Annotated in this window: 23 protein-coding genes and 1 pseudogene; 21 read left to right on the top strand and 3 right to left on the bottom strand. The window is 64.2% G+C overall.

Going from position 1 to position 24623, the window contains the following annotated elements; all coding sequences use genetic code 11:
* The first annotated feature begins 153 nt into the window (after positions 1-153).
* Positions 154-855: a molybdate ABC transporter permease subunit gene (gene modB / locus KIO74_RS05755; RefSeq protein ID WP_213331112.1), complete on the top strand. Its 702-nt coding sequence runs from the start codon at positions 154-156 to the stop codon at positions 853-855.
* Positions 856-880: 25 nt separating this feature from the next.
* Entirely contained in the window at positions 881-2011 is a 1131-nt protein-coding gene (modC, locus tag KIO74_RS05750) for a molybdenum ABC transporter ATP-binding protein (protein ID WP_213331111.1), read from the top strand.
* Positions 2012-2022: 11 nt separating this feature from the next.
* Here modC and KIO74_RS05745 read toward each other — a convergent pair whose 3' ends face one another.
* Entirely contained in the window at positions 2023-2457 is a 435-nt protein-coding gene (locus KIO74_RS05745; protein ID WP_213331110.1) for a winged helix-turn-helix domain-containing protein, read from the bottom strand.
* 235 nt (positions 2458-2692) lie between these two features.
* Here KIO74_RS05745 and KIO74_RS05740 point away from each other — a divergent pair, with 235 nt between their 5' ends.
* The gene (locus tag KIO74_RS05740) at positions 2693-5053 is read left to right on the top strand and encodes a Tex family protein (RefSeq protein ID WP_213331109.1); all 2361 of its coding nucleotides are present in this window, start codon (positions 2693-2695) and stop codon (positions 5051-5053) included.
* Between the two features lie 172 nt (positions 5054-5225).
* On the opposite strand, the gene KIO74_RS05735 is transcribed toward KIO74_RS05740, so the two are convergent.
* Positions 5226-6125 carry an amidohydrolase family protein gene (locus KIO74_RS05735; RefSeq protein ID WP_213331108.1) on the bottom strand — a complete coding sequence of 300 codons (900 nt, stop codon included), beginning with the start codon at positions 6123-6125 and terminating at the stop codon, positions 5226-5228.
* A gap of 152 nt (positions 6126-6277) precedes the next feature.
* Complete coding sequence (locus KIO74_RS05730; protein ID WP_213331107.1) at positions 6278-6505, bottom strand: hypothetical protein; 228 nt, start codon at positions 6503-6505, stop codon at positions 6278-6280.
* A gap of 164 nt (positions 6506-6669) precedes the next feature.
* On the opposite strand from KIO74_RS05730, the gene KIO74_RS05725 reads away from it, so the two are divergent.
* The 18 genes and pseudogenes from KIO74_RS05725 (at position 6670) to KIO74_RS05640 (ending at position 24467) form a co-directional block, all read left to right on the top strand.
* On the top strand, positions 6670-7821 hold the full coding sequence (locus tag KIO74_RS05725) for an ROK family protein (protein WP_213331106.1): 1152 nt from the start codon (positions 6670-6672) through the stop codon (positions 7819-7821).
* Between the two features lie 250 nt (positions 7822-8071).
* Complete coding sequence (locus tag KIO74_RS05720) at positions 8072-8437, top strand: NADH-quinone oxidoreductase subunit A (protein WP_213331105.1); 366 nt, start codon at positions 8072-8074, stop codon at positions 8435-8437.
* A gap of 23 nt (positions 8438-8460) precedes the next feature.
* Positions 8461-9012: a NuoB/complex I 20 kDa subunit family protein gene (locus KIO74_RS05715; protein ID WP_249731180.1), complete on the top strand. Its 552-nt coding sequence runs from the start codon at positions 8461-8463 to the stop codon at positions 9010-9012.
* Positions 9013-9026: 14 nt separating this feature from the next.
* Positions 9027-9668, top strand: coding sequence for an NADH-quinone oxidoreductase subunit C (locus tag KIO74_RS05710; protein WP_213331103.1), 642 nt, complete (start codon positions 9027-9029; stop codon positions 9666-9668).
* Between the two features lie 5 nt (positions 9669-9673).
* Positions 9674-10120 (top strand): GFA family protein, encoded by a 447-nt coding sequence (locus KIO74_RS05705; protein WP_213331102.1) that lies wholly within the window; start codon positions 9674-9676, stop codon positions 10118-10120.
* A complete protein-coding gene (locus tag KIO74_RS05700) occupies positions 10117-11307 on the top strand; it encodes an NADH-quinone oxidoreductase subunit D (RefSeq protein WP_213331101.1) in 1191 nt (396 codons plus the stop codon). The genes KIO74_RS05705 and KIO74_RS05700 overlap by 4 nt, the downstream gene beginning before the upstream one ends.
* Before the next feature lie 24 nt (positions 11308-11331).
* Positions 11332-12225: pseudogene (nuoE, locus tag KIO74_RS05695) on the top strand (NADH-quinone oxidoreductase subunit NuoE); the annotation flags it as partial.
* A 63-nt stretch (positions 12226-12288) separates the two neighbouring features.
* Positions 12289-13590 carry an NADH-quinone oxidoreductase subunit NuoF gene (gene nuoF, locus KIO74_RS05690; protein WP_213331099.1) on the top strand — a complete coding sequence of 434 codons (1302 nt, stop codon included), beginning with the start codon at positions 12289-12291 and terminating at the stop codon, positions 13588-13590.
* Positions 13591-13596: 6 nt separating this feature from the next.
* On the top strand, positions 13597-15678 hold the full coding sequence (gene nuoG, locus KIO74_RS05685) for an NADH-quinone oxidoreductase subunit NuoG (RefSeq protein WP_213331098.1): 2082 nt from the start codon (positions 13597-13599) through the stop codon (positions 15676-15678).
* 12 nt (positions 15679-15690) lie between these two features.
* Complete coding sequence (gene nuoH, locus KIO74_RS05680; RefSeq protein WP_213331097.1) at positions 15691-16734, top strand: NADH-quinone oxidoreductase subunit NuoH; 1044 nt, start codon at positions 15691-15693, stop codon at positions 16732-16734.
* Complete coding sequence (locus KIO74_RS05675; protein ID WP_213331096.1) at positions 16716-16985, top strand: hypothetical protein; 270 nt, start codon at positions 16716-16718, stop codon at positions 16983-16985. The genes nuoH and KIO74_RS05675 overlap by 19 nt, the downstream gene beginning before the upstream one ends.
* A 51-nt stretch (positions 16986-17036) precedes the next feature.
* Positions 17037-17525, top strand: a complete 489-nt coding sequence (gene nuoI, locus KIO74_RS05670; RefSeq protein WP_110374011.1) for an NADH-quinone oxidoreductase subunit NuoI — start codon at positions 17037-17039, stop codon at positions 17523-17525.
* Positions 17526-17619: 94 nt separating this feature from the next.
* Positions 17620-18228 carry an NADH-quinone oxidoreductase subunit J gene (locus KIO74_RS05665; protein WP_213331095.1) on the top strand — a complete coding sequence of 203 codons (609 nt, stop codon included), beginning with the start codon at positions 17620-17622 and terminating at the stop codon, positions 18226-18228.
* A gap of 12 nt (positions 18229-18240) precedes the next feature.
* Positions 18241-18549, top strand: coding sequence for an NADH-quinone oxidoreductase subunit NuoK (nuoK, locus tag KIO74_RS05660; protein WP_213331094.1), 309 nt, complete (start codon positions 18241-18243; stop codon positions 18547-18549).
* A 7-nt stretch (positions 18550-18556) separates the two neighbouring features.
* Complete coding sequence (gene nuoL / locus KIO74_RS05655) at positions 18557-20698, top strand: NADH-quinone oxidoreductase subunit L (protein WP_213331093.1); 2142 nt, start codon at positions 18557-18559, stop codon at positions 20696-20698.
* Complete coding sequence (locus tag KIO74_RS05650) at positions 20698-22209, top strand: NADH-quinone oxidoreductase subunit M (protein ID WP_213331092.1); 1512 nt, start codon at positions 20698-20700, stop codon at positions 22207-22209. The genes nuoL and KIO74_RS05650 overlap by 1 nt, the downstream gene beginning before the upstream one ends.
* A 12-nt stretch (positions 22210-22221) precedes the next feature.
* Entirely contained in the window at positions 22222-23661 is a 1440-nt protein-coding gene (nuoN, locus tag KIO74_RS05645) for an NADH-quinone oxidoreductase subunit NuoN (protein ID WP_213331091.1), read from the top strand.
* A gap of 2 nt (positions 23662-23663) precedes the next feature.
* Positions 23664-24467: a biotin--[acetyl-CoA-carboxylase] ligase gene (locus tag KIO74_RS05640; RefSeq protein ID WP_213331090.1), complete on the top strand. Its 804-nt coding sequence runs from the start codon at positions 23664-23666 to the stop codon at positions 24465-24467.
* The last annotated feature ends 156 nt before the right edge of the window (positions 24468-24623 follow it).

Below are 24623 nucleotides of genomic sequence, written 5' to 3'. Positions count from 1 at the left end.
GTCCCGGCCATACCGACAGGTGAGGCATCGACTTCCTCAACCGTCATCCCTGGCAAGGCCGGGGATGACGGTTGAGGATGGATGGTGGACGGAGCCTTTCAGATAATGTCCAGTGGCCTGTCCACCTGTCCAAACCAAACACGGCTTCAATGAATGTCCTGGCTTGAGCTCAGCCCCGCGGAATGGACGGCCGTCCATCTCAGCCTGAAGGTGTCCTTCTGGGCGATGATCGCCAGCCTGCCGCTCGGGATCATCGTCGCGCTCCTGCTCGCGCGTGGCCGCTTCTGGGGGCATTCCCTGCTCAACGGCATCGTGCATTTGCCGCTCGTGCTGCCGCCGGTCGTCACCGGCTTCATTCTGCTGATCCTGTTCGGACGCCGGGGGCCGATCGGCGCTTTTCTCGACCAGTATTTCGGCATCGTCTTCTCTTTCCGCTGGACGGGAGCGGCCTTGGCCTGCGCGGTGATGGCCTTCCCGCTTCTGGTTCGTTCCATTCGCCTGTCGATCGAGGCCGTCGATACACGGCTGGAGGTTGCCGCCGGCACACTCGGCGCCAACCCGGTCTGGGTGTTTCTCACGGTGACGCTGCCGCTGATCCTGCCGGGCATCATCGCGGGTATGGTGATTGCCTTCGCCAAGGCCATGGGCGAGTTCGGGGCGACGATTACCTTCGTGTCGAACATCCCCGGCGAGACGCAGACCCTGTCGGCGGCGATCTACACTTTCACGCAAGTGCCCGGCGGCGACACCGGCGCGATGCGGCTGACGATCGTCGCCGTGGTGATCGCCATGGCCGCGCTCCTCGTCTCTGAGTTGCTGGCGCGCGGCGTCGCCCGCCGCATCGCGGCCGCGTGACCGATGGCGACATGAACAGCAGCCCATGAGCATCGACATCGACGTCACCCACCGGCTCGGCGCCTTTCAACTCGTCGCCCGTTTCAGCGGAGGCACGGGCGTGACGGCGCTGTTCGGCCGTTCGGGCTCGGGTAAGACCTCGCTCATCAACATCATTGGCGGCCTGCTGCGGCCGGACCGGGGACGCGTGGTGATCGACGGCGTCACGCTCGTCGACACCGATCGCGGCATCTTCGTGCCGAAGCATCGCCGGCGCCTGGGCTATGTCTTCCAGGAGGCGCGCCTCTTTCCGCATATGAGCGTGCGCCGCAACCTTCTCTATGGACGCGGCTTCGTGCCGGCCAGCGAGCGCATCGCCATGGAGCCGATCGTCGACATGCTCGGCATCGACCACCTGCTCGACAGGCGGCCGGCCGGCCTCTCCGGCGGCGAGAAGCAGCGCGTCGCCATCGGGCGGGCGCTTCTCGCCAGTCCACGGCTTCTCCTGATGGATGAGCCGCTGGCTGCCCTCGACGAGAGCCGGAAGGGCGAGATCCTACCTTATATCGAGCGCCTGCGTGACGACATGCGCCTGCCGATCGTCTATGTCAGCCATTCCGTCGCCGAGGTGGCGCGGCTCGCCACCACGCTGGTCGTTTTCAATGCCGGCGAGGTAGCGGCGGCGGGGCCGGCGGCCGATGTCATGCAGCGCCTCGACCTGTCTCCTCTCACGGGGCCGGAAGGCGCGGGAGCGGTGGTCGATGGAAAGGTCGCCGCCCAGGACACGGCCTATGGCCTGACGATTGTCGCGACCCCTGCCGGCGACCTCTTCATACCGGCCGTCGCCAAGGCGGTCGGTGCCCCCGTCCGCCTTCATATCCGGGCGCGCGACGTCATGCTCGCGACGAAGGCCCCCGAGGCGCTCAGCGCGCTCAATGTCATTGAAGGTGTTATCGCCGAAATCGGCGCGGCGACAGGCGCGGCGGTGGATATCCGGCTCGATTGCCGTGGCGTGCCGCTTCTGGCGCGGTTGACGCGGCGGTCCCTGGAGGGGCTGGCTCTGACACCCGGCAAGACGGTCTTCGCCGTCGTCAAGGCCGTTTCGTTTCTCCCCGAGGAGCGCGGAGAGGAGGGGCGCAGGGGTGACGGACATTCGGCAGCGGACGCGGCCGACTGAGCCTTGTGCCGTTACCCCGTCGCCACAGCCTCGGCCAGGGCATCGAGATCGTCCGCGACGGCGGTATGGGCGGCGCGTTCGAGCCGGCGATAGCGCGCGACGATATCCTGGCCGAGCGGTGTCAGCACCGCGCCGCCGCCCCGCGATCCGCCATGCTGTGTCGCCACCAGTGGCGCGCGGAAGGCATGGTTGAGGCTGTCGATGAGGAGCCAGGCGCGGCGATAGGACATCTCCATGGCGCGGCCGGCGGCCGAGATGGAGCCGGTCTCGTTGATGAGCTCCATCAGCCTGATCTTGCCGGGGCCGAGCGCGCCCTGCTGGCCGAGATCAACGCGTATCGTGAGCCGGCCAGCCGGTCCCTCCGGGTTATGCGTGAGGCGCGTGACGCCCCGGGCGGGCGAGGCAGCCGCAGAATGAGGCGCTGCCGCAGTCTTTGAGTTCGCCATGGCCGCGATGTCCGTTGTCGACTAAAGGAGCGAATTGTGCTGTCGCTTCGGTTCGCTGTAAAGCAATCCACAACGCTCCGCCATCGATGCCAGGTGATTGTCTGTCAAGGTCTTGAAATGGCCACGCGCCCGGCCTTTGGCTATGGGGAGATAGCGGAGACCATGACCGGCCTTTGGGCCTGGCCTCATATCCTCCGGAATGACGACCGTGACACAAGGGAACTGCGGGAGCCCGATGGTATCCATCAATCAGCGTATCGCCGACGAGCTGGGCGTTCAGGAAAAGCAGGTCACAGCCGCCGTGGATCTCTTGGACGGAGGAGCGACGGTTCCGTTCGTCGCCCGCTATCGCAAGGAGGCCACCGGCGCCCTGGACGACGCGCAGCTGCGCACGCTCGATGAACGGCTTCGCTATCTCCGCGATCTCGAGGAGCGCCGCGCCGCGGTCCTCGCCAGCATCACCGAGCAGGGCAAGCTCGACGCGGCGTTGGAAGCGGCGATCAAGGCGGCCGATACCAAGGCGCGGCTTGAGGACATCTACCTGCCGTTCAAGCCGAAGCGCCGCACCAAGGCGCAGATCGCCCGCGAGGCGGGGCTGGGGCCGCTCGCCGAAGCCCTTCTCACCAAGCCCGCGCTCGATCCGTCCACGCAGGCGGCCGCCTTCGTGAATGCCGACAAGGGAGTTGCCGACATCCAGGCAGCGCTTGACGGCGCCCGCGCCATCCTGGTCGAACGTTTCTCGGAGGATGCCGACCTCATCGGCCATCTGCGCGAGGAAGTCTGGACCCGCGGCAAGGTGACCTCCAAGGTCCGCGACGGCAAGGAGACGGCCGGCGCCAAGTTCTCGGACTATTTCGATTTCAGCGAGCCCCTGGTGAAGCTGCCGTCGCACCGCATTCTCGCGCTCTACCGCGGCGAGAAGGAGGAGTTTCTCGACATCCGCATCGAACCGGAGCCCGAGGCACCGCCCGCGGTCAAAGGAGGAACGCCGCAGCCCGGCACTTACGAGCGGCGCATCGCGCATCGCTTCGGCATCATCGACCAGGGCCGGCCGGGCGACAGATGGCTGGCAGAGACTGTGCGCTGGGCGTGGCGCACCAAGATCCTCGTCCATATCAGCGTGGACCTGCGCGGCCGGCTGTGGCAGGCCGCCGAGGACGAGGCGGTGAAGGTCTTCGCCGGCAACCTGCGTGACCTCCTGCTGGCGGCGCCGGCCGGCACCCGCGCCACCATGGGCCTTGATCCCGGCTTCCGCTCCGGCGTGAAGGTGGCCGTGGTGGACGCGACCTCGCGCGTCGTGGCAACAGCGACCATCTATCCGCATGAGCCGCAGCGGCGCTGGGACGAGGCGATCGCGACGCTGGCGGCGCTGGCGGCGCGCCACAAGGTCGAGCTCGTGGCGATCGGCAATGGCACGGCGTCACGCGAGACCGACAAGCTCGCGGCCGAGCTCATCCAGCGCTATCCCGACCTCAAGCTCACCAAGATCATGGTGTCCGAAGCCGGCGCCTCGGTCTATTCCGCCTCGGCCTATGCCTCGCAGGAACTGCCGGATCTCGACGTCTCCTTGCGTGGCGCGGTCTCCATCGCGCGCCGCCTGCAGGACCCGCTGGCGGAGCTCGTGAAGATCGATCCGAAATCGATCGGTGTCGGGCAGTATCAACATGACCTCGCCGAATCGAAACTCTCACGCTCGCTCGATGCCGTCGTCGAGGATTGCGTGAATGCGGTCGGCGTCGACGTGAACACGGCGTCCGCGCCACTGCTTGCCCGCGTCTCGGGCGTGGGGGAGGGGCTTGCCCAGAACATCGTGCTGCACCGCGATGAGAATGGCCCCTTCCGCAAGCGCAGCGATCTCAAGAAGGTGGCGCGGCTCGGGCCCAAGGCCTTCGAGCAGGCGGCCGGCTTCCTGCGTATCCCGAAGGGCGATGATCCGCTCGATGCCTCCAGTGTTCATCCGGAAGCCTATCCGGTGGTGCGCCGCATCCTGGAGGCGACCAAAAGCGATATCCGCGGCCTCATCGGCAACGCGACGGTGCTGCGTGGGATCCAGCCCGCGCGCTTCACGGACGAGACCTTCGGCCTGCCGACCGTGACCGATATCCTCAAGGAACTGGAGAAGCCTGGTCGTGACCCGCGCCCGGCCTTCAAGACCGCGACCTTCCGCGAGGGCGTGGAGAAATTGAGCGATCTCGAGCCCGGCATGGTGCTCGAGGGCGTCGTCACCAATGTCGCGGCCTTCGGTGCCTTCGTCGATATCGGCGTGCACCAGGACGGGCTCGTCCACATCTCGGCGATGGCCTCGACCTTCGTGAAGGATCCGCGCGCTGTGGCGAAGCCCGGTGATATCGTGCGCGTCAAGGTTCTGGAGGTCGACCAGGCGCGCAAGCGCATCGCATTGACCATGCGCCTCGATGACGACGTTGCGCGGGAACCCCGGCGTGGTGGCGCGGAACGGCAGGCACCGCGATCGGCCACGCCCCAGGCCGCACGCCCGCCGCAGCGTCCGCAGCCTGCCCAGAAGGAAACAGGTGGGGCGATGGCCGAGGCCCTGCGTCGCGCTGGCCTGAAGGGCGGCAACGAACCGCGCCGCTGACGGTACAGGCTCTGATGACGGAAGGGTGTCATTCCGGGCGGGCTGCGCAGCAGCCCGGGAAGAGAAGCCATCATCGTGATCCGCTCCTAAGGATCCCTTCCCGTCGCCGCGCGACGCCGGGGATGACACGGAGGGATCGTCGCTAGTTCTCTTTCGTCAGGGTGGGAGGCCCTCACGCCAGCCGATAGATCCGTTCGGCATTGGTGGCGAGCAGCTTCTCCTGCTCGGCGGGTGTGCTGCCCCGGAGGAGGACGTGGGTTGCCGCCACCCAGCGGGTCAGGCTGCCAGTCAGCGTGCAGACCGGCCAGTCGCTGCCCCAGACCAACCGGTCCCAGCCAAAAGTCGAGATCACATGCTCGGCCGCCGGGCGCAGGTCCTGCAGCGTCCAGTGAACGGGGGCGGCGTAGGAGATCAGCCCGGAGAACTTGCAGGCGACATTCGGCAGGCGCGCGAGGGTGGCGAGGTCCGTCTTCCAGGCATCGAGCGGGCCAGCGCCTGGCTTGCCGCAATGGTCGAGGATGAATTGCACCTCGGGGCATTGAGCAGCGAGAGCCGTCGCCAGAGGCAGCTCATGGCCGAGGACGCAGAGATCGAAAGTCAGGCCAAGAGATGACAGTCGGCGCAGGTTTTCGACGAGCAGCGGGCTATCATAGATCTGGGGCTTGCCCTGGAAAACATGCCTGACACCCCTGACGCCAGGAAGAGCGGCTAGCCTCTCAACCTGTTTGGGAAAATCAGGCAGGTCCGGACGACAGCCGGCGATGGCACCGATGATGGGATGACCGAGACCCGTCACATGGACTGCTTCCGCCTCGACCAGACCCGGCGACACATCCACTTCCATATGCAACGCGGCGGTTATCCCCAGCGGCTTAGCTTCTTCCCGGTAAGCCTCGAGATCGAACGTGCGTTGCAGCGACGGCTCGCTCGCAATCCAGGGATACGTGAAGCGCTCGGGTTCGATGAGATGCAGATGCGTATCGACGATTCGTTGTGGCTCAGCGGCGAGGGTTTCGTCCGCTGCTTCGTGCGCTTGCCCGGCCGTGCCTGTCTCCCTGAAATCGTCACGCATCACCACCCCCCGGTGCAGAGGGTGGACGTTCTGATTCTGCGAAAACGTCCACCTCTTCTCCCCGTCGAGGATAAAATGTCCCCATCGGAGTGCACAAGGGCGTGACGAAGATTGTCACATATGCGGATCTGCCATGATCCGCATGCATGAGCTTACTGCCGCATGCGGGTGAGTTCCCACAGCGCCGCCAGTTTCTCAGGCGTGAGTGTTTCGCCGCTTTCCGTTCGGACCCAAGCAATATCCTTGTTGCCGGGCTTCTGAGTCATCGCGAATGCGACGGCGTCGTCGAGAGTCTCGAAGTCGATGGCGTCTCGCTCGCTGGCCTCGCGGTTGGCCGACCAATATTGCAGACGCGCAGGTTTGTTGAGTTCGGCATGCATGCAAGCCTCCTTCCCTGGTTGGTTATCGGGATGGAACGATTGTCGGGCGGATCTGTTCCCGGAAAAGCCCTTTACGGTCGGAACAACCGCCGGGGATCGCGGGTTTTGCAGGGGCAGACAAGCTCAAGCCTCCGAACCACGTCCAACCCTGTGCAAAGGCGAAGATGAAAAAATCCGCAAAGAAGTCGGACAAAGAGACCGCGAAAAAGAATGGTAGGGGCGCGCAGGTTGACGACAACGGCTCGCCTGCGGCTGAAGCCCCGCCGGCCGTAGGCGTTCACGGCGCGGAAGTCCTCCCCGCAGTGATCGTCGAAACCTACAACGCGGAACTCAAGGATGATGAGGGGTTCGTCGGCGACAGAGCCGCCAAGGGGGCCTTCACGGAGATTCTCGACAACCTGCGCAAGACCCTTCGGGAATATGGAGATGATCCGCTCGGCGACGAGGAAACGGACGCCATCAAACGCAGCAAGCTGGAAGCGATCCTGGTCAAGGGCGAGCCGGCGGCGGCCGGATTGGTGATGAGCGCCATCGAGGACTACGCGCAGGAATTGACGGCCGTGATCCGCAGGTTCCGGCGGCAGAAATCCTGGTCGAGCGTTGAACGCATCGTCTTTGGCGGAGGCTTCCGTGACACCCGTGTGGGCGAGCTCGCCATCGGCCGGGCGTCCGTCCTTCTGAAGGAGGAGGGGCAGGGCGTGGAACTCGCGTTGATCCGTAATCACCCCGACGAAGCGGGACTGATCGGAGCGGTGCATCTGGCTCCATCCTGGATGTTCGCCGGCCATGACAGCATCCTGGCGATCGATATCGGGGGGACCAACATCCGTGCGGGCATCGTCCATCTCAAGCAGAAAAAGGCCCCGGATCTCGGCAAGGCCTATGTCTGGGAGACCGAGATCTGGCGCCATCGGGATGAAAAGCCGACTCGCGAAGCGGCCATAAAGAGGCTTGTCGGGATGCTGGAAGGCCTGATCGAAAAAGCAGTCAAGGCTGAGCTTGCTCTCGCCCCCTTCATCGGCGTCGGCTGCCCGGGAGAGATCGCCAGCGACGGCTGCATCACGAAGGGCGCGCAGAATCTGCCTGGAAACTGGGAAAGCAGCCGCTTCAACCTGGCGCGGGAGCTACAGCAAACAATCCCGGCCATCGGCGATCATGAAACGGCGGTGCTCATCCACAATGACGCGATTGTCCAGGGGCTGAGCGAGGTCCCCTTCATGGACGATGTGGAGAGATGGGGGATCCTGACCATAGGCACTGGTTTGGGGAATGGTGTTTTCGTCAATCGCCGCAAGGGTGACGGAAAAAACGCTTAGCCACGCTCAGCATTTTCTCCGGTGGTTAGGCGCGCGATAACGCAACTGCGATAAACGATGCGGCAGCGCAGCACTTGCTTCGCGAGGCCCAATGGAATAAGCCTCCCCCGCAGATGCGAACCGCTCTAAAGGCGCAAATTCTCCAAGCGGGACTTTAGCTTCGTGGAGAGATTGGCCTCATGAGGGCCGCATCGTTCACATTGAGTCGTTTTTCGCCCCGCGCGTTGCGGACCATGCCTGCGAGTTCCGGATGCAAAGCCTCCTGGCCGACTATCTGCCGCTCGTGATTTTCATCGGCGTATCGCTCGTCATCGGGCTTGCGCTCTTGATATCGCCCTTCATCGTGGCCTATTCGCGGCCGGATCCCGAAAAGCTGTCGGCCTACGAATGCGGCTTTAACGCTTTTGATGACGCGCGCATGAAATTCGATGTGCGCTTCTACCTCGTGGCGATCCTCTTCATTATCTTTGATCTTGAAGTGGCCTTCCTGTTCCCTTGGGCAGCGGTCTTCGGTGAGCTTGGCTGGGCTGGCTTCTGGTCGATGATGCTCTTCCTGGGCGTTCTCACGGTCGGCTTCATCTACGAGTGGAGAAAGGGAGCCCTGGAATGGGATTGATCACTGACGCCAAGGAACCGGGCATGGTACCCGCGGGTGGTGGTCTCATCCTGCCGCAGGGCGGGACCCAGCCGGCGCGTCACGACTCGTTCTTCACCGGCCTGAATGATGAACTCGCCGACAAGGGCTTTCTTGTCACGTCCACCGACGAACTCATCACCTGGGCGCGCACCGGCTCCCTGATGTGGATGACCTTCGGCCTCGCGTGCTGCGCTGTGGAAATGATGCAGGTGTCGATGCCGCGCTATGACGTCGAGCGCTTCGGCTTCGCCCCGCGTGCCTCGCCGCGCCAGTCGGACGTCATGATCGTCGCCGGCACCCTGACGAACAAGATGGCGCCCGCGCTCCGCAAGGTCTACGACCAGATGCCGGAGCCTCGCTACGTCATCTCCATGGGGTCATGCGCCAACGGCGGTGGCTACTACCACTATTCCTACTCGGTGGTGCGCGGCTGTGACCGTGTCGTGCCTGTCGACATTTATGTGCCGGGGTGCCCGCCGACGGCGGAAGCGCTCCTCTATGGCGTTCTCCTTCTTCAGAAGAAGATCCGCCGCACCGGCACCATTGAACGCTGATTGCGGGTGATCGCATGACGACGGATATCGAACCTAACGCCGCCCAGCCGGTCCCGTTGACTGAGCTCGAGACGCTCGGAGCTCATATCGTCGGGGCCCTGGGTGAAGGTATCGAGGCCGTGTTTGCCTTTGGCGAGCTCGCTGTTCTGGCGCCGGCAGCCGATGTCATACGGGTGCTGACGTTCCTGCGGGACGATCCGGCTTGCCGCTTCGTGAACTTCACTGATATCTGCGGCGTCGATTATCCGGCGCGGCCGAAGCGGTTCGATGTCGTCTATCACTTGCTGTCCCCGTCCTTTAACCGGCGTATCCGGGTGAAGGTGCAGGCCGACGAGGCGACCCGCGTGCCAAGCGCTGTCGGAGTGTTTCCCGCCGCGGACTGGTTCGAGCGCGAGGTCTACGACCTCTACGGCGTGATCTTCTCAGGCCATCCGGATCTCAGGCGCATCCTGACCGACTATGGCTTCGAAGGGCATCCCCTGCGGAAGGATTTCCCGCTGACCGGCTTCGTCGAGGTCCGCTACAACGACAGCGAAAAGCGCGTCGTCTACGAGCCCGTACGACTGAACCAGGAGTTCCGCAACTTCGACTTCCTGTCACCGTGGGAGGGGACCGAATACATCCTGCCCGGCGACGAAAAAGCGAAGGGGAACTGATCGCGATGGCTTCGGTAGCTTCATCGGCCATTCCCGGCGGCTGTCTTTGCGGCGCGGTCCGTTTCTCGGCCGTGCCCGCGAAGCAGGAGATGGACGTCTGCCATTGCGGCATGTGCCAGCGCTGGAGCGGCGGCGTCTTCATGGCTGTGCCCTGCGCGGAAATCACCTTCGCCGACGAGAGCGCGCTGGGCGTCTATCCGTCTTCCGAATGGGGCGAGCGCCTTTTCTGCAAGACCTGCGGTTCGAGCCTCGTCTGGCGCATGCGTGGCGAGCCGGGCGGGCATGCCGCCGTCTCTTTGCAGAGCTTCGACGACAAGTCGCCTTTCGTCTTCGCCGAAGAGATCTTCATCGACGAAAAGCCTGATCTCTATAGTTTTGAGGGCGACCGCTCTCGCAAGACTGGCGCGGAGATCATGGCCGAATTCGCCGCACAACAGGCGGGATCAGAATGAGCGAGCACGAGATCCGCAATTTCTCGATCAACTTCGGTCCGCAGCATCCGGCGGCCCATGGTGTGCTACGCCTGGTGCTGGAGCTCGACGGCGAGGTTGTCGAACGCGTCGATCCCCATATCGGGCTGCTGCATCGCGGCACCGAAAAGCTGATCGAGGCCAAGACCTATCTGCAGGCGGTACCCTATTTCGACCGGCTCGATTACGTCGCGCCGATGAACCAGGAACACGCCTTTGCGCTCGCTGTGGAGCGGCTGCTCGGCATCACCGTGCCGCGGCGCGGGCAACTCATCCGCGTGCTCTATTCAGAGATCGGCCGCCTTCTCTCGCATCTCCTCAATGTCACGACGCAGGCGATGGACTGCGGCGCGCTGACGCCTCCGCTGTGGGGCTTCGAGGAGCGCGAGAAGCTGATGGTCTTCTACGAGCGGGCCTCCGGCGCGCGCATGCATGCGGCCTATTTCCGGCCGGGCGGCGTGCATCAGGATCTTCCGCCCAAGCTCGTCGACGACATCTACGCTTTCTGCGATCCCTTCCTGAAGGTCTGTGACGACCTTGAGGACCTGCTCACCGAAAACCGCATCTTCAAGCAGCGCAACGTCGATATCGGCGTGGTCAGCCTCGATGAATGCTGGGCCTGGGGCTTTTCGGGCGTCATGGTGCGCGGTTCCGGCGCCGCCTGGGATCTGCGCAAGTCGCAACCCTATGAGTGCTACGAAGAACTCGATTTCGACATCCCCATCGGCAAGAACGGCGACTGCTACGACCGTTATTGCATCCGCATGGAAGAGATGCGGCAATCGACATATCTCATGAAGCAGTGCTGCGAGTTGTTGCGCTCGTCGGCGGGGCAGGGGCCGCATTCGGCCGTCGACAACAAGATCGTCCCGCCCAAGCGCGGCCAGATGAAGCGCTCGATGGAAGCGCTCATCCATCACTTCAAGCTTTATACCGAGGGCTACCACGTGCCGGCCGGTGACGTTTACGCCGCGGTCGAGGCGCCCAAGGGCGAATTCGGTGTCTATCTCGTGTCGGACGGCACCAACAAGCCCTACCGGTGCAAGATCAAGGCGCCGGGCTTCGCGCATCTTCAGGCCATGGACTTCATCTGCCGCGGGCACATGCTGGCGGACGTCTCGGCGATCCTGGGGTCGCTCGATATCGTGTTCGGGGAGGTTGACCGGTGATCATGAAGCTGAGGAGCTGCTGATATGGCCGTTCGCCGTCTTGCACCCCCCGATGTCCAGCCCTCGTCCTTCGCCTTCACGGCGGAGAACGCGGTTTGGGCAGGCGAGCAGATTGCCAAATATCCTGAAGGCCGGCAGGCTTCCGCCGTCATTTCGCTATTGTGGAAAGCGCAGGAGCAGTGCGGCGGATGGTTGCCGGAGGCTGCCATCCGGAATATCGCCGAGCTCCTCGGCATGGCCTATATCCGTGTTCTGGAGGTAGCGACCTTCTACACGATGTTCAACCTTGAGCCGGTCGGCAAATATTTCGTCCAGCTGTGCGGCACGACGCCGTGCATGGTTCGCGGCGCTGGCGCGCTGCGCGATGTCCTGCAGGCCCGCTTCGGTGATCAACATCACGTCTCTGCGGACAGCAATTTCTCCTGGCTCGAGGTGGAATGCCTCGGCGCCTGCTGCAACGCGCCGATGGTGCAGATCAACAACGACTACTATGAAGACCTGACGCCGGAGAGCCTGAACACGCTCCTCGACAATCTGGCTGCCGGCAAGCCGGTCAAGATAGGCCCGCAGAACAAGCGAACGTCGTCCGAGCCAGAAGCCGGGCTGACCAGCCTGACCGATCCATCCCTCTATGACGGCTCCGTCATCGGTTCGTGGAAGAAGCGCTTCGAGGAAGAAGAAGCCAAGGCCAAGGCCGCCGCCGAGGAAAAGGCGAAAGCCGAGGCCGCAGCTGCTGCGGCGGAAGCGGCCGAGGTCAAGGAACCGGCGAAATCCGCCGGCACGCGGCCCGAGCAGCAGGCCGCTGATAGCCCGGCCGAGCGCGTCGCCGCAGGCAAGGCGCCGCTGTCGGCCGCCGACAAGACCAAGGCGGCTCCCGCCAATCCTCCCGAGGAAAGTGAGCGGGCGAAGGATAAGGGCGCCGCGCCGGCGGATGCTGCCAAACCGTCCGATCCCGACGACAAGGCGAAGGGGTGAGCGGCCATGCTTCATGACAAGGACCGCATCTTCACGAATCTCTACGGGCTGCGGAGCCCGGGGCTGAAGGCCGCGCTGATGCGCGGCAACTGGGACGGCACGAAATTCCTGCTGGAGCAGGGCCGCGACTGGATCATCGACGAGATGAAGAAGTCGGGCCTGCGCGGTCGCGGCGGCGCCGGCTTCCCGACAGGCATGAAGTGGTCCTTCATGCCGAAGCAGTCAGACGGTCGCCCTCATTATCTTGTCGTCAACGCGGACGAGTCGGAGCCGGGCACCTGCAAGGATCGTGAGATCATGCGGCATGATCCGCATCTCCTGGTCGAGGGGTGCATGATCGCCTCCTTCGCCATGGGCGCGCACGCGGCCTATATCTACATCCGCGGCGAATACATCGCCGAGCGTGAGGCCTTGCAGCGGGCCGTTGACGAGGCCTATGAGGCCAAGCTCATCGGCAAGGACAACGTCCACGGCTATCCCTTTGACTTGTATGTGCACCATGGCGCCGGCGCCTATATCTGCGGCGAGGAAACGGCCCTCCTGGAAAGCCTCGAAGGCAAGAAGGGCATGCCCCGGCTGAAGCCGCCGTTCCCCGCCAATATGGGGCTCTACGGCTGCCCGACGACGGTCAACAACGTCGAGTCGATCGCGGTCGCCGGCACCATCCTGCGGCGCGGCGCGGCCTGGTTCGCGAGCTTCGGCCGGCCGAACAACGTGGGCACCAAGCTCTATGGCATCTCCGGCCACGTGAACACGCCCTGCGTCGTCGAGGAAGCGATGAGCATCCCCTTCAAGGAGCTCATCGAGAAGCACGGCGGCGGCATCCGTGGCGGCTGGGACAACCTGCTCGCCATTATCCCCGGCGGCGCATCCTGCCCTGTCATTCCGGCTGATCAGTGCATGGACCTGATCATGGACTTCGACGGCACGCGCGCCGTGAAGTCGAGCTTCGGCACGGCCGGCGTGCTCGTCATGGACAAGTCCACCGACATCGTCCGGGCGATTGCGCGCATCTCGTACTTCTTCAAGCACGAGAGCTGCGGCCAGTGCACGCCCTGCCGTGAAGGCACTGGCTGGATGTGGCGGGTGCTGAACCGCATGGCCGAAGGCCGCGCGCAAAAGCGTGAGATCGACGCGCTTCTCGATGTCACCACGCGGATCGAGGGCCACACCATTTGCGCTCTGGGCGACGCGGCCGCCTGGCCGGTCCAGGGCCTCATCCGGCATTTCCGTCCCGAGATCGAGCGGCGGATCGACCAATATGCGGCCAATCCGCATAGCGAGCCTGTCCTGCAGGCGGCGGAGTAAGACGAGATGGCGAAGATCATCGTCGACGGCAAGGAGATCGAAGTCCCGGCGGAGTACACGCTCCTCCAGGCCTGCGAGGAAGCGGGCGCCGAGATTCCGCGCTTCTGCTATCACGAGCGTCTGTCGATTGCCGGCAATTGCCGCATGTGCCTTGTCGAGGTGAAGGGTGGCCCGCCGAAGCCGGTCGCGTCCTGCGCCATGGGCGTGCGCGACCTCCGGCCCGGCCCCAATGGCGAGCCGCCTGTGGTGTTCACGCGCTCGCCGATGGTGAAGCGCGCGCGGGAAGGGGTGATGGAGTTCCTCCTCATCAATCACCCGCTCGACTGCCCGATCTGCGACCAGGGTGGCGAGTGCGACCTGCAGGACCAGGCGATGGCCTACGGCGTCGACACGAGCCGCTATGCCGAAAACAAGCGCGCCGTCGAGGACAAGTACATCGGCGCCCTCGTCAAGACCTCGATGAACCGCTGCATCCACTGCACGCGCTGCATCCGTTTCACCACGGAAGTCGCCGGCGTGCCGGATCTCGGCGCGATCGGTCGCGGCGAGGACATGGAGATCACCACCTATCTCGAACATGCCATGCGCTCCGAGCTGCAGGGTAATGTCATCGACCTCTGCCCGGTCGGCGCACTGACGTCGAAGCCTTACGCCTTCCAGGCGCGGCCCTGGGAGCTCTCGAAGACCGAGTCGATCGACGTCATGGACGGGCTCGGCTCGGCCATTCGCGTCGACGCGCGCGGACGTGAAGTGATGCGCATCCTGCCGCGTATCAACGATGACGTGAACGAGGAGTGGATCTCCGACAAGACCCGCTTCATCTGGGACGGCCTGCGCCGCCAGCGTCTCGACCGGCCTTATCTGCGTGAAAACGGCACGCTGCGTCCGGCATCGTGGAACGAGGCTTTCGCGGCCATCGCGGAGAAGGTCAAGGCGACGAAGCCCGAGCGGATCGGCGCGATCGTCGGCGATCTGGCATCCGTCGAGGACAGCTTCAGCTTGAAGCTGCTGATGGAGAAGCTGGGTTCCGTCAATATCGACGGACGCGGCGATGGCACCGTGCTTGATCCGAAGCTCGGGCGCGCCAGCTACCTGTTCAACGCAACCATCGCCGGCATCGATGATGCTGATGCCATCCTGATCGTCGGCTCCAACCCGCGCATCGAAGGGGCTGTGCTGAACGCACGGATCCGCAAGCGTTGGCGCAGCGGGCCGGTCGCCATCGGGCTGATCGGCGAAGCCGTCGACCTGACCTACCCTTATGACTATCTCGGTGCCGGTCCCGCGACCCTCGCCGACCTTTTGAAGGGCGACCACAGCTTCGCGAAGGTGCTCGCCGAGGCCGAGCGGCCGCTGATCATCCTGGGGCAGGGCGCCTTGACGCGCGAGGACGGTGCAGCCGTTCATGCGCTGGCCGCCAAGCTCGCGCTCGCGGTTGGCGCCGTGAAGGACGGCTGGAACGGCTTTTCGGTGCTGCATACGGCCGCGGCGCGCGTCGGTTCGCTCGAGCTCGGCCTGGTTCCGGGTGAGGGCGGGCTCGATGCCCGCGCGATGGCCGGTGCCGGCGCGCTGGACGTCTTGTTCCTTCTCGGAGCTGACGAGGCCGAAGTCGCTCCCGGCGCTTTCGTGGTCTATCAGGGCACACACGGTGACAATGGCGCCCACCGCGCCGATGTCATCCTGCCGGGCGCCGCCTATACGGAAAAATCCGGCACCTATGTCAACACCGAGGGGCGGGTGCAACTCGCCAATCGCGCTGCTTTCCCGCCCGGCGACGCGCGCGAGGATTGGGCGATCCTGCGGGCATTGTCAGACGTGCTCGGCCAGCGCCTGCCGTTCGACAGCCTGAGCCAGCTCCGCCAGACGCTTTATGCCGCCTATCCGGAGTTCGCGGGCATTGATGACGTGCTGGTTGGTAATCCAGCCGATCTGGAGGCGCTCGCCGCCGGCGCCGGAGCAACCAGCGACGGGGCTTTCGTGTCCGCGGTGAACGACTTCTACCTGACCAACCCGATCGCCCGTGCGTCGACGGTGATGGCCGAATGTTCGGCCCTTGCCCTCGGTGTCGTGCGGCAGGCCGCCGAGTAAGGGGCTCGATTGATGGACCTTTTCCTCACCATCGCGCTCATCGTCGGCAAGAGCCTGCTGCTGCTCGTCGCGCTCTTGATCTTCATTGCCTATATTCTCCTGGCCGACCGCAAGGTCTGGGCGGCGGTCCAACTGCGCCGCGGCCCGAACGTGGTCGGTCCGTTCGGCCTGTTCCAGTCCTTCGCCGACCTTCTGAAATTCGTCTTCAAGGAGCCGGTGGTTCCGGCGGGCTCCGACAAGGCGTTGTTCCTCCTCGCCCCGCTCCTGACCTGCGTGCTGTCGCTCGCGGGCTGGGCCGTCATCCCGGTGGCCGAGGGCTGGGCGATCGCCGACCTCAACCTCGGCGTGCTCTATGTGCTCGCCATCTCGTCGCTCGGCGTCTACGGCATCATCATCGGTGGCTGGGCCTCGAACTCCAAGTATCCCTTCCTGTCGGCGCTGCGTTCCGCGGCCCAGATGGTGAGCTACGAAGTCTCCATCGGCTTTGTCATCATCACCGTCCTGCTGTGCGTCGGCTCGCTCAACCTGACTGCCGTCGTGCAGGCGCAGGAGACGCGCGGCCTCGCGACGATGCTCGGCGTGCCGTGGCTTTCGTTCCTGAACTGGTACTGGCTGCCGCTTCTGCCGATGCTGGTGATCTTCTTCATCTCGGCGCTCGCGGAGACGAACCGTCCGCCTTTCGATCTCGCGGAAGCGGAATCGGAGCTCGTGGCCGGCTTCATGGTCGAATATTCCTCGACGCCGTATCTCCTGTTCATGCTCGGCGAATATGTGTCGATCGTGCTGATGTGCGCGATGACGACCATCCTGTTCTTCGGGGGCTGGGCACCGCCGATCGCGCTGCCGCCGTTCACCTGGGTTCCGGGCATCATCTGGTTCATCCTGAAGGTCTGCCTCGTCTTCTTCATGTTCGCCATGGTGAAGGCTTTCGTGCCGCGCTATCGCTATGACCAGCTCATGCGTCTTGGCTGGAAAGTATTCCTGCCGATCTCGCTGGCGATGGTCGTGATCGTGGCGGCGGTGCTGCAGCTGACGGGATGGGCGCCGACGCCTTAGCGGCGGTGGCGGTGCTGTCGAACGCCGGTTTGATAGGCGCCCTCATCGGTTTCGCGGTGGGGGCCTTGAACCGGTGGATCATCCTCAGGATGGTCGCGCATCATGTTGAGGCTGTCGACGACGCGTCGCCGACGGAGGAGGAAATGGCGGCATTCGCGGCCAGGACCAGGCGGTTCCGGCGGCTTGTGCTCGTCAAGTCGCTGATTGTCTTTCCGATCGTCGGCTACGCTCTGGGCGAAGCCGTCGATTGAACGTAACGCGTAAGGCGCGATCCTCGCGCCGATTGGAGAATGGAGCCAGTCATGGGGCTCGATCAGGCCGCAAGGTCGCTGTTCTTGAAGGAGTTCGTATCGGCGTTCTTCCTGTCGATGCGCTATTTCTTCAAGCCGAAGGCGACCTTGAACTATCCCTTCGAGAAGGGTGAGCTCTCGCCGCGTTTCCGTGGCGAGCACGCTTTGCGTCGCTACCCCAATGGGGAGGAGCGCTGCATCGCCTGCAAGCTCTGCGAGGCCATCTGCCCGGCCCAGGCGATCACCATCGAGGCCGGCCCGCGCCGCAACGACGGCACTCGCCGCACGACGCGTTACGACATCGACATGGTGAAGTGCATCTACTGCGGCTTCTGCCAGGAAGCCTGCCCGGTGGACGCCATCGTCGAGGGGCCGAATTTCGAGTTCGCCGTGGAGACCCGCGAGGAGCTCTACTACGACAAGGAGCGGCTCCTGGACAACGGGGCCCGTTGGGAGCGCGATATCGCGCGTAATATCGCCAGCGACGCGCCTTATCGCTGATTGTTTTTCCCGCCGTTTCCCCATCGGGCGGCTGTCGGTCGTGACCGGCCAAGCGCGATGACGGAGCGACGAACCACCGCACGGGGCAGTGCCTATGACGGGGCAAGCTTTCTTCTTCTATCTCTTCGCCGGGGTGTGCATCGCCTCCGCCTTCATGGTGATCGCCTCGCGCAATCCCGTGCACGCGGTGCTGTTCCTCATCCTGGCCTTCGTCAACGCCGCCGGGCTCTTCATGCTGATGGGCGCGGAGTTCCTGGCGCTGATCCTGGTGGTCGTCTACGTCGGCGCCGTCGCGGTACTCTTCCTCTTCGTGGTCATGATGCTCGACGTTGACTTCGCGGAATTGCGCGAGGGCTTCCTGAACTACCTGCCGATCGGGGCGCTCATCGGGGTCGTCTTCCTTGTTGAACTCGTCCTCGTCGTCGGCCTCTTCTCGATCGATCCGGCAAGCGTCAAGCCGGCGGTGGTGGCGACGGCGACGGATGTATCCAACATCCAGGCCCTCGGCCAGGTACTCTACACGCGCTACTTCTTCTTCTTCCAGGCGGCCGGTTTCATCCTTCTGGTCGCCATGATCGGCGCCATCGTGCTGACGCTCCGCCACAAGCCGAATGTCAAGCGGCAGGACATCGCGGCGCAGGTGGCACGCAACAAGGCATCGGCGATGGAAGTCCGCAAGGTGCCGTCGCGGCAGGGCGTATAAGGGGACGAGGCAATGACCATCGGGCTTGTTCACTATCTCACGGTCGCGGCCGTCCTGTTCACCCTCGGGGTTTTCGGCATCTTCCTCAATCGCAAGAACGTCATCGTCATCCTGATGTCCGTGGAGCTCATCCTGCTCGCCGTGAACATCAACTTCGTGGCGTTCTCGACGCATATGGGCGACATCGTCGGCCAGGTGTTCGCACTGTTCATCCTGACGGTGGCCGCCGCGGAAGCGGCCATCGGGCTTGCCATCCTCGTCGTCTACTTCCGCAACCGCGGCACGATCGCGGTTGAAGACATCAACATGATGAAGGGCTGACGGCGCGATGTACCACGCAATCGTCTTCCTGCCTCTGGTGGGTTTTCTGATCGCCGGCATCTTCGGCAAGAAGATCGGCGCGCGCGCCAGCGAGGTCATCACGACGTCGCTGCTCGCCGTCGCCTGCGCGCTGTCCTGGGTCGCCTTCGTGCGTGTCGGCTTCTATGGCGAGGCCGCTCAGGTGAAGGTCGCGAGCTGGATCGTTTCCGGCAGCTTCAGCGTCGATTGGGCCTTCCGCATCGACACGCTGACCGCCGTGATGCTGATCGTCGTGACGACCGTCTCGATGCTCGTGCATCTCTATTCGATCGGCTACATGCACGAGGATCCGGCCCGGCCGCGCTTCTTCGCCTATCTCTCGCTGTTCACCTTCGCCATGCTGATGCTGGTGACGGCCGACAACCTGCTGCAGATGTTCTTCGGCTGGGAAGGCGTCGGTCTCGCGAGCTACCTGCTCATCGGCTTCTGGTATGAAAAGCCTTCCGCGAATGCGGCGGCGATGAAGGCCTTCATCGTCAACCGTGTCGGCGACTTCGGCTTCCTCCTCGGCATCTTCCTCCTGTTCGTGCTGTTCGGCACGGCCTCCTTCGACAGCCTGTTCCCGCGCGTCGGGGAACTGGCGGAAGCGAAGTTTCACATCTTCGGCCATGATTACCATGCGCTGACGGTGGTCGCGCTCCTCCTGTTCATGGGCGCGATGGGCAAGTCCGCGCAATTCCTCCTGCACACCTGGCTGCCTGACGCCATGGAAGGCCCGACCCCGGTGTCGGCGCTCATCCATGCCGCCACCATGGTGACGGCGGGCGTGTTCATGGTGGCGCGCATGTCGCCGGTCTTCGAATATGCGCCGACCGCGCTCACCGTCGTCACGGTGATCGGCGGGATAACAGCCTTCTTCGCGGCGACCGTCGGCCTCGTGCAGAACGACATCAAGCGCGTGATCGCCTATTCGACCTGCTCGCAGCTCGGCTACATGTTCGTCGCGCTCGGCGTCGGGGCTTATTCGGCCGGCGTGTTCCACCTCTTCACCCATGCCTTCTTCAAGGCCCTTTTGTTCCTGGGCGCTGGCTCGGTCATCCACGCGATGCACCACGAGCAGGACATGCGCAACATGGGTGGCCTGCGGCGCTACATCCCGTTCACGGCGGCGATGATGACGATCGGCAATCTCGCCCTGACGGGTTTCCCCTTCACGGCCGGATATTTCTCGAAGGACGCTATCATCGAGGCGGCCTATGCCTCGCATAATCCGGCCGCCGGCTTTGCCTTCATAGCCACCGTCATCGCGGCGCTGATGACATCCTTCTACTCCTGGCGCCTCTATTTCATGACCTTCGAAGGCAAGCCGCGCTGGGGCGAGCATGCCGCGCACGGCCATGACGACCACGCCCATGCCGGCGCAAGCCACGCCCATGCCGGCGCAAGCCATGCGCATGCCGGTGCCAGCCATGCGCATGCCGGCGCGAGCCATGCCCATGCTGACGCGAGTCACGCCCATGGCCAGGCAGATCACGGCCAAGCAGATCACGGTCACGACGACCACGCGCACGGCGATCATGGCCATGGTCACGGGCACGACCTGAAGCCGCATGAAAGCCCGCTCGTCATGCTGATCCCGCTGATCGTGCTGGCGGTCGGCGCGCTGCTGGCAGGCGGCCTGTTCAAGTCCTATTTCATCGGCGACAACTACGACGCCTTCTGGAAGGGCGCGCTCTTCACCGGCCCCAACAACCACATCCTGCACGAGATGCATGAAGTGCCGGCCTGGGTCGTCTGGTCACCCTTCGTGATGATGATGCTCGGCTTCGTGCTGGCGCTGTGGTTCTACATCGTCAACCCGCGCATCCCGGTCAGCCTCGCGCAGTCGAACCCGATCCTGTACCGCTTCCTGCTCAACAAGTGGTACTTCGACGAGATCTACGACTTCCTCTTCGTGCGCCCCGCCAAATGGCTCGGCACCTTCCTGTGGAAGAAGGGCGACGGCTGGCTGATCGATGGCTTCGGGCCTGACGGTGTGTCGGCGCGGGTCGTCGATGTCACCAATCGGGTCGTGCGGTTGCAGACCGGTTATGTCTATCACTACGCCTTTGCCATGCTCATCGGGGTGGCCGCCTTCGTGACGTGGTATCTGGTCGGGGGAGTGCACTGATGTTCGGCTTCGGCATTCTCTCCGGCCTTCTGATCCTGCCGCTCATCGGCGCGGCCTTCATAGCCGTCCTGCGCGGTGACAACGAGGCGGTCGAGTCGAACGCGCGCTGGGGAGCGCTGATCACGACGGTCATCACGTTCCTCCTGGCGCTTTACGCCTGGACCCAGTTCGACGCCTCGAACCCGGCCTTCCAGCTCGTCGAGACCCATCGCTGGCTGTCCGATGCCACCGCCTTCAAGCTCGGCGTCGACGGCTTTTCGATGCCTTTCATCGTCTTGACGGCCTTCCTGATGCCGTTCTGCATCCTGGCGTCGTGGCACTCGATCCATCACCGGGTGAAGGAATATTTCATCGCCTTCCTGGTGCTCGAGACGACGATGATCGCCGTCTTCGCGGCGGCCGACCTAGTGCTGTTCTACCTCTTCTTCGAGGCCGGCCTGATCCCGATGTTCCTGATCATCGGCATCTGGGGCCATGACCGCCGCATCTACGCCAGCTTCAAGTTCTTCCTTTACACGCTGCTCGGCTCGGTGCTGATGCTGCTTGCCGTGCTGGCGATGTACTGGGACGCCGGCACGACCGACATCGCGACGCTGCTGACGCATAAGTTCGCGCCGTCCATGCAGACCTGGCTGTGGCTCGCCTTCTTCTCCTCGCTCGCGGTGAAGATGCCGATGTGGCCCGTGCATACCTGGCTGCCCGACGCCCATGTGGAGGCGCCGACGGCGGGCTCGGTGATCCTGGCGGGTATTCTCCTGAAGATGGGCGGCTACGGTTTCATCCGGTTCTCGCTGCCGATGTTCCCCGAGGCCTCGGCCTATTTCGCGCCGCTCGTCTTCGCCCTCTCGGTGATCGCCATCGTCTACACCTCGCTGGTGGCGATGATGCAGGAGAACATCAAGAAGCTGATCGCCTATTCCTCCGTGGCGCATATGGGCTTCGTGACGATGGGCCTGTTCAGCATGACCGAGCAGGGCATCCAGGGCGCCATGTACCAGATGGTCAGCCACGGCCTTGTGTCCGGCGCGCTCTTCCTCGCGGTCGGCGTCGTCTACGACCGGATGCACACGCTGCGCATCGATGCCTATGGCGGCCTCGTGGAGCGCATGCCGCGCTACGCGCTCGTCTTCATGATCCTCACCATGGCGAATGTCGGGCTGCCCGGCACCTCCGGCTTCGTCGGCGAGTTCCTCACATTGATGGGGGCCTTCCGGGCCAACCCTTATGTGGCCATCATCGCGGCGACCGGCGTCATCCTCTCAGCGGCCTACGCGCTGTGGCTTTACCGCCGGGTGGTGTTCGGCAAGCTGGAGAAGCCGAGCCTGAAGACGATCACGGATCTCGACACCCGCGAGATCGTCATGTTCGTTCCTCTCGTTCTCCTGATCGTCTGGTATGGCGTGCAGCCGCACGGCATCCTGGAGGCCTTCGCCGCGTCCACGGACAACCTCCTGCGCAGCACCGAGGCCGCGCTCGCCGGCGTCAAGACCGCCGCCTTCCTTTCGCATTAAGGCATAGAACCGATGGCACCGCTCTTCCCAGCCTTCAGTGTGGTCCTGCCGGAGTTCATTCTGGCGGCGGGCGCGCTCGCGCTCGTCCTGATCGGCGCCATTCGCGGCGAGCGCTCCAACGGGCTCGTGTCGGCTCTCGCGGTGGCCTTGATTGCCGCTGCGGGCATCGCGGTGGCCCTTCAGGGCGGCGAGCGCGCGGAGGCCTTCGGCGGTTCCTTCGTCGTCGACAATTTCGCGCGCTTCATGAAGATGCTGGCGCTGATCGGTTCGGCCGCGGCGCTTCTCCTGGCGCGTGATTTTTTCCAGCGTGCCAAGCTTGACCGTTTCGAGTACCCGATCCTCGTGGTCCTCGCGACGCTCGGCATGATGATGATGATCTCGGCGAACGATCTCATCGCGCTCTATCTTGGCCTCGAGCTGCAGAGCCTTGCGATCTATGTCATTGCGGCCTTCGACCGGGACAACGCGCGTTCGTCGGAAGCGGGCCTGAAGTACTTCGTGCTGGGCGCGCTCTCGTCGGGCATGCTGCTGTACGGCTCGTCGCTCGTCTACGGCTTCACGGGCACGGTGTCCTTCCCCGGGATAGCGGCCGCGCTCTCGGGCGGACATGCCGGCACGGGCCTTATCTTTGGCCTCGTCTTCATCGCCGCCGGCCTTGCCTTCAAGATCTCCGCCGTTCCGTTCCATATGTGGACGCCCGACGTCTATGAGGGCGCGCCCTCGCCGGTCACGGCCTTCATGGCCAGCGCGCCCAAGGCGGCGGCCATGGCACTCATGGTGCGGGTCTTCATCGGCGCGTTCCCGGATATCATTGGCCAGTGGCGCCAGATCATCGTGTTCGTGGCGATCGCCTCGATGGTGCTCGGCGCCTTCGCCGCCATCGGCCAGCGCAATATCAAGCGGCTGATGGCCTATTCGTCGATCAGCCACATGGGCTACGCGTTGGTAGGCCTTGCCGCCGGCACCGCGAACGGCGTCCAGGGCGTCCTCGTCTATCTCGCGCTCTATCTCGCCATGACGCTCGGCACCTTCGCGTGCATCATCGCCATGCGGCGCGAGAGCGGGCAGGTCGAGACGATCGACGACCTTGCCGGCCTGTCGAACAGCCAGCCGGTGCTCGCCTTCCTGTTCGCCATGCTGCTCTTCTCGCTGGCCGGCATCCCGCCGCTCGCGGGCTTCTTCGCCAAGCTCTACGTGTTCGGCGCGGCCATCGAGGCCAAGCTGTACGGCCTTGCCGTTATCGGCGTGCTGGCGAGCGTGGTGGGCGCCTTCTACTACCTGCGCATCATCAAGCTGATGTATTTTGATGAGCCGAAGGCGGGTGCCTACCAGCCGATGGCGCCGGAAGTGCGCTTCGTGCTCGGGGTTTCGAGCGTCGTCGTCATCCTGTTCTGGCTTGCGCCGGCTTCGATCGTGGCCGCCGCGTCCGCCGCTGCGAAGTCTCTTTTCTGAGGATGGCGTTCAGCCTCGGGCAGGCGGCCCGCGATGCGGGCTTCGGGCTGGTCGCTTTCGAGAGCCTTGGCTCGACCAACGCCGAGGCTATGGCGATGGGCAAGGCAGGCCTGACGCAGCCGACCTGGGTCGTTGCCCGGCATCAGACCGCGGGGCGTGGCCGGCGCGGCAATGTCTGGGCGAATGTGTCCGGCAACCTCGCGGCCTCGCTCGTCATGGTCACCGATGTGACGCCGGCCGTTGCGGCGACGCTCGGCTTCGTCGCGGGGATCGCGCTGACGGATGCCGTTGACTGCATTGCCCCCTATTTCGACAGCGGTTCGGCAAGCGAGCGGCGCCTGCTCCTGAAATGGCCCAACGATGTGCTTGGCGATGGTGCCAAGCTGGTGGGCATTCTTCTCGAGAGCGAGCAGCTCGCCGACGGGCGGCGGATCGTCGTCATCGGCGTCGGCGTCAATGTCGCGATGATACCCGACGGCCTGCCCTACAAGGCGGCCTCCCTATCGTCGCTGGGAGCGGCGGTGACGGCTGAGGACGTGTTCACAGCGCTCACAGACAGCTGGGTCAGCGGCGTGGCGCTATGGGACGAGGGCAGGGGCCTCCCAGCCATCCGCAGCCGCTGGCTGCAGCGCGCGGCGGGTCTTGGGACTGATGTAGCGGTGCATATCGGGCGGGAAATCGTGCGCGGCACCTTTGAAACCATCGACGACTCAGGCCAACTCGTCATACGAAAGACGGAGGGGGGCACGGTGGCGGTTGCCGCCGGAGATGTCTATTTCGGTGTCGCGGCCACAGCCAAGGTCTAATAGGAACATAGCGCTGCTTTCGGTCTCAGCATCTCGATCAGCCCCCGAATCCCAAGCTTCTTCCGAAAGGTGGGCTGGCCGTGCCTCGCACGTGTCACGCGGCATCTTGTCGACTGCGCGCATCGTCTGCCGGGACATAAATTCAAGCCAATTCGG

The sequence above is a fragment of the Chelatococcus sp. HY11 genome (assembly GCF_018398335.1).
GTDB lineage: Bacteria > Pseudomonadota > Alphaproteobacteria > Rhizobiales > Beijerinckiaceae > Chelatococcus.
The sequence above is the reverse complement of the archived record's forward strand: the minus strand, read 5'-3'. Positions and strand labels throughout refer to the sequence as shown.

Coding starts and splice junctions, on each gene's coding strand:
- modB (WP_213331112.1), top strand. CDS start 154: ATGTCCTGGCTTGAGCTCAGCCCCGCGGAATGGACGGCCGTCCATCTC.
- modC (WP_213331111.1), top strand. CDS start 881: ATGAGCATCGACATCGACGTCACCCACCGGCTCGGCGCCTTTCAACTC.
- KIO74_RS05745 (WP_213331110.1), bottom strand. CDS start 2,457: ATGGCGAACTCAAAGACTGCGGCAGCGCCTCATTCTGCGGCTGCCTCG.
- KIO74_RS05740 (WP_213331109.1), top strand. CDS start 2,693: ATGGTATCCATCAATCAGCGTATCGCCGACGAGCTGGGCGTTCAGGAA.
- KIO74_RS05735 (WP_213331108.1), bottom strand. CDS start 6,125: ATGCGTGACGATTTCAGGGAGACAGGCACGGCCGGGCAAGCGCACGAA.
- KIO74_RS05730 (WP_213331107.1), bottom strand. CDS start 6,505: ATGCATGCCGAACTCAACAAACCTGCGCGTCTGCAATATTGGTCGGCC.
- KIO74_RS05725 (WP_213331106.1), top strand. CDS start 6,670: ATGAAAAAATCCGCAAAGAAGTCGGACAAAGAGACCGCGAAAAAGAAT.
- KIO74_RS05720 (WP_213331105.1), top strand. CDS start 8,072: ATGCAAAGCCTCCTGGCCGACTATCTGCCGCTCGTGATTTTCATCGGC.
- KIO74_RS05715 (WP_249731180.1), top strand. CDS start 8,461: ATGGTACCCGCGGGTGGTGGTCTCATCCTGCCGCAGGGCGGGACCCAG.
- KIO74_RS05710 (WP_213331103.1), top strand. CDS start 9,027: ATGACGACGGATATCGAACCTAACGCCGCCCAGCCGGTCCCGTTGACT.
- KIO74_RS05705 (WP_213331102.1), top strand. CDS start 9,674: ATGGCTTCGGTAGCTTCATCGGCCATTCCCGGCGGCTGTCTTTGCGGC.
- KIO74_RS05700 (WP_213331101.1), top strand. CDS start 10,117: ATGAGCGAGCACGAGATCCGCAATTTCTCGATCAACTTCGGTCCGCAG.
- nuoF (WP_213331099.1), top strand. CDS start 12,289: ATGCTTCATGACAAGGACCGCATCTTCACGAATCTCTACGGGCTGCGG.
- nuoG (WP_213331098.1), top strand. CDS start 13,597: ATGGCGAAGATCATCGTCGACGGCAAGGAGATCGAAGTCCCGGCGGAG.
- nuoH (WP_213331097.1), top strand. CDS start 15,691: ATGGACCTTTTCCTCACCATCGCGCTCATCGTCGGCAAGAGCCTGCTG.
- KIO74_RS05675 (WP_213331096.1), top strand. CDS start 16,716: ATGGGCGCCGACGCCTTAGCGGCGGTGGCGGTGCTGTCGAACGCCGGT.
- nuoI (WP_110374011.1), top strand. CDS start 17,037: ATGGGGCTCGATCAGGCCGCAAGGTCGCTGTTCTTGAAGGAGTTCGTA.
- KIO74_RS05665 (WP_213331095.1), top strand. CDS start 17,620: ATGACGGGGCAAGCTTTCTTCTTCTATCTCTTCGCCGGGGTGTGCATC.
- nuoK (WP_213331094.1), top strand. CDS start 18,241: ATGACCATCGGGCTTGTTCACTATCTCACGGTCGCGGCCGTCCTGTTC.
- nuoL (WP_213331093.1), top strand. CDS start 18,557: ATGTACCACGCAATCGTCTTCCTGCCTCTGGTGGGTTTTCTGATCGCC.
- KIO74_RS05650 (WP_213331092.1), top strand. CDS start 20,698: ATGTTCGGCTTCGGCATTCTCTCCGGCCTTCTGATCCTGCCGCTCATC.
- nuoN (WP_213331091.1), top strand. CDS start 22,222: ATGGCACCGCTCTTCCCAGCCTTCAGTGTGGTCCTGCCGGAGTTCATT.
- KIO74_RS05640 (WP_213331090.1), top strand. CDS start 23,664: ATGGCGTTCAGCCTCGGGCAGGCGGCCCGCGATGCGGGCTTCGGGCTG.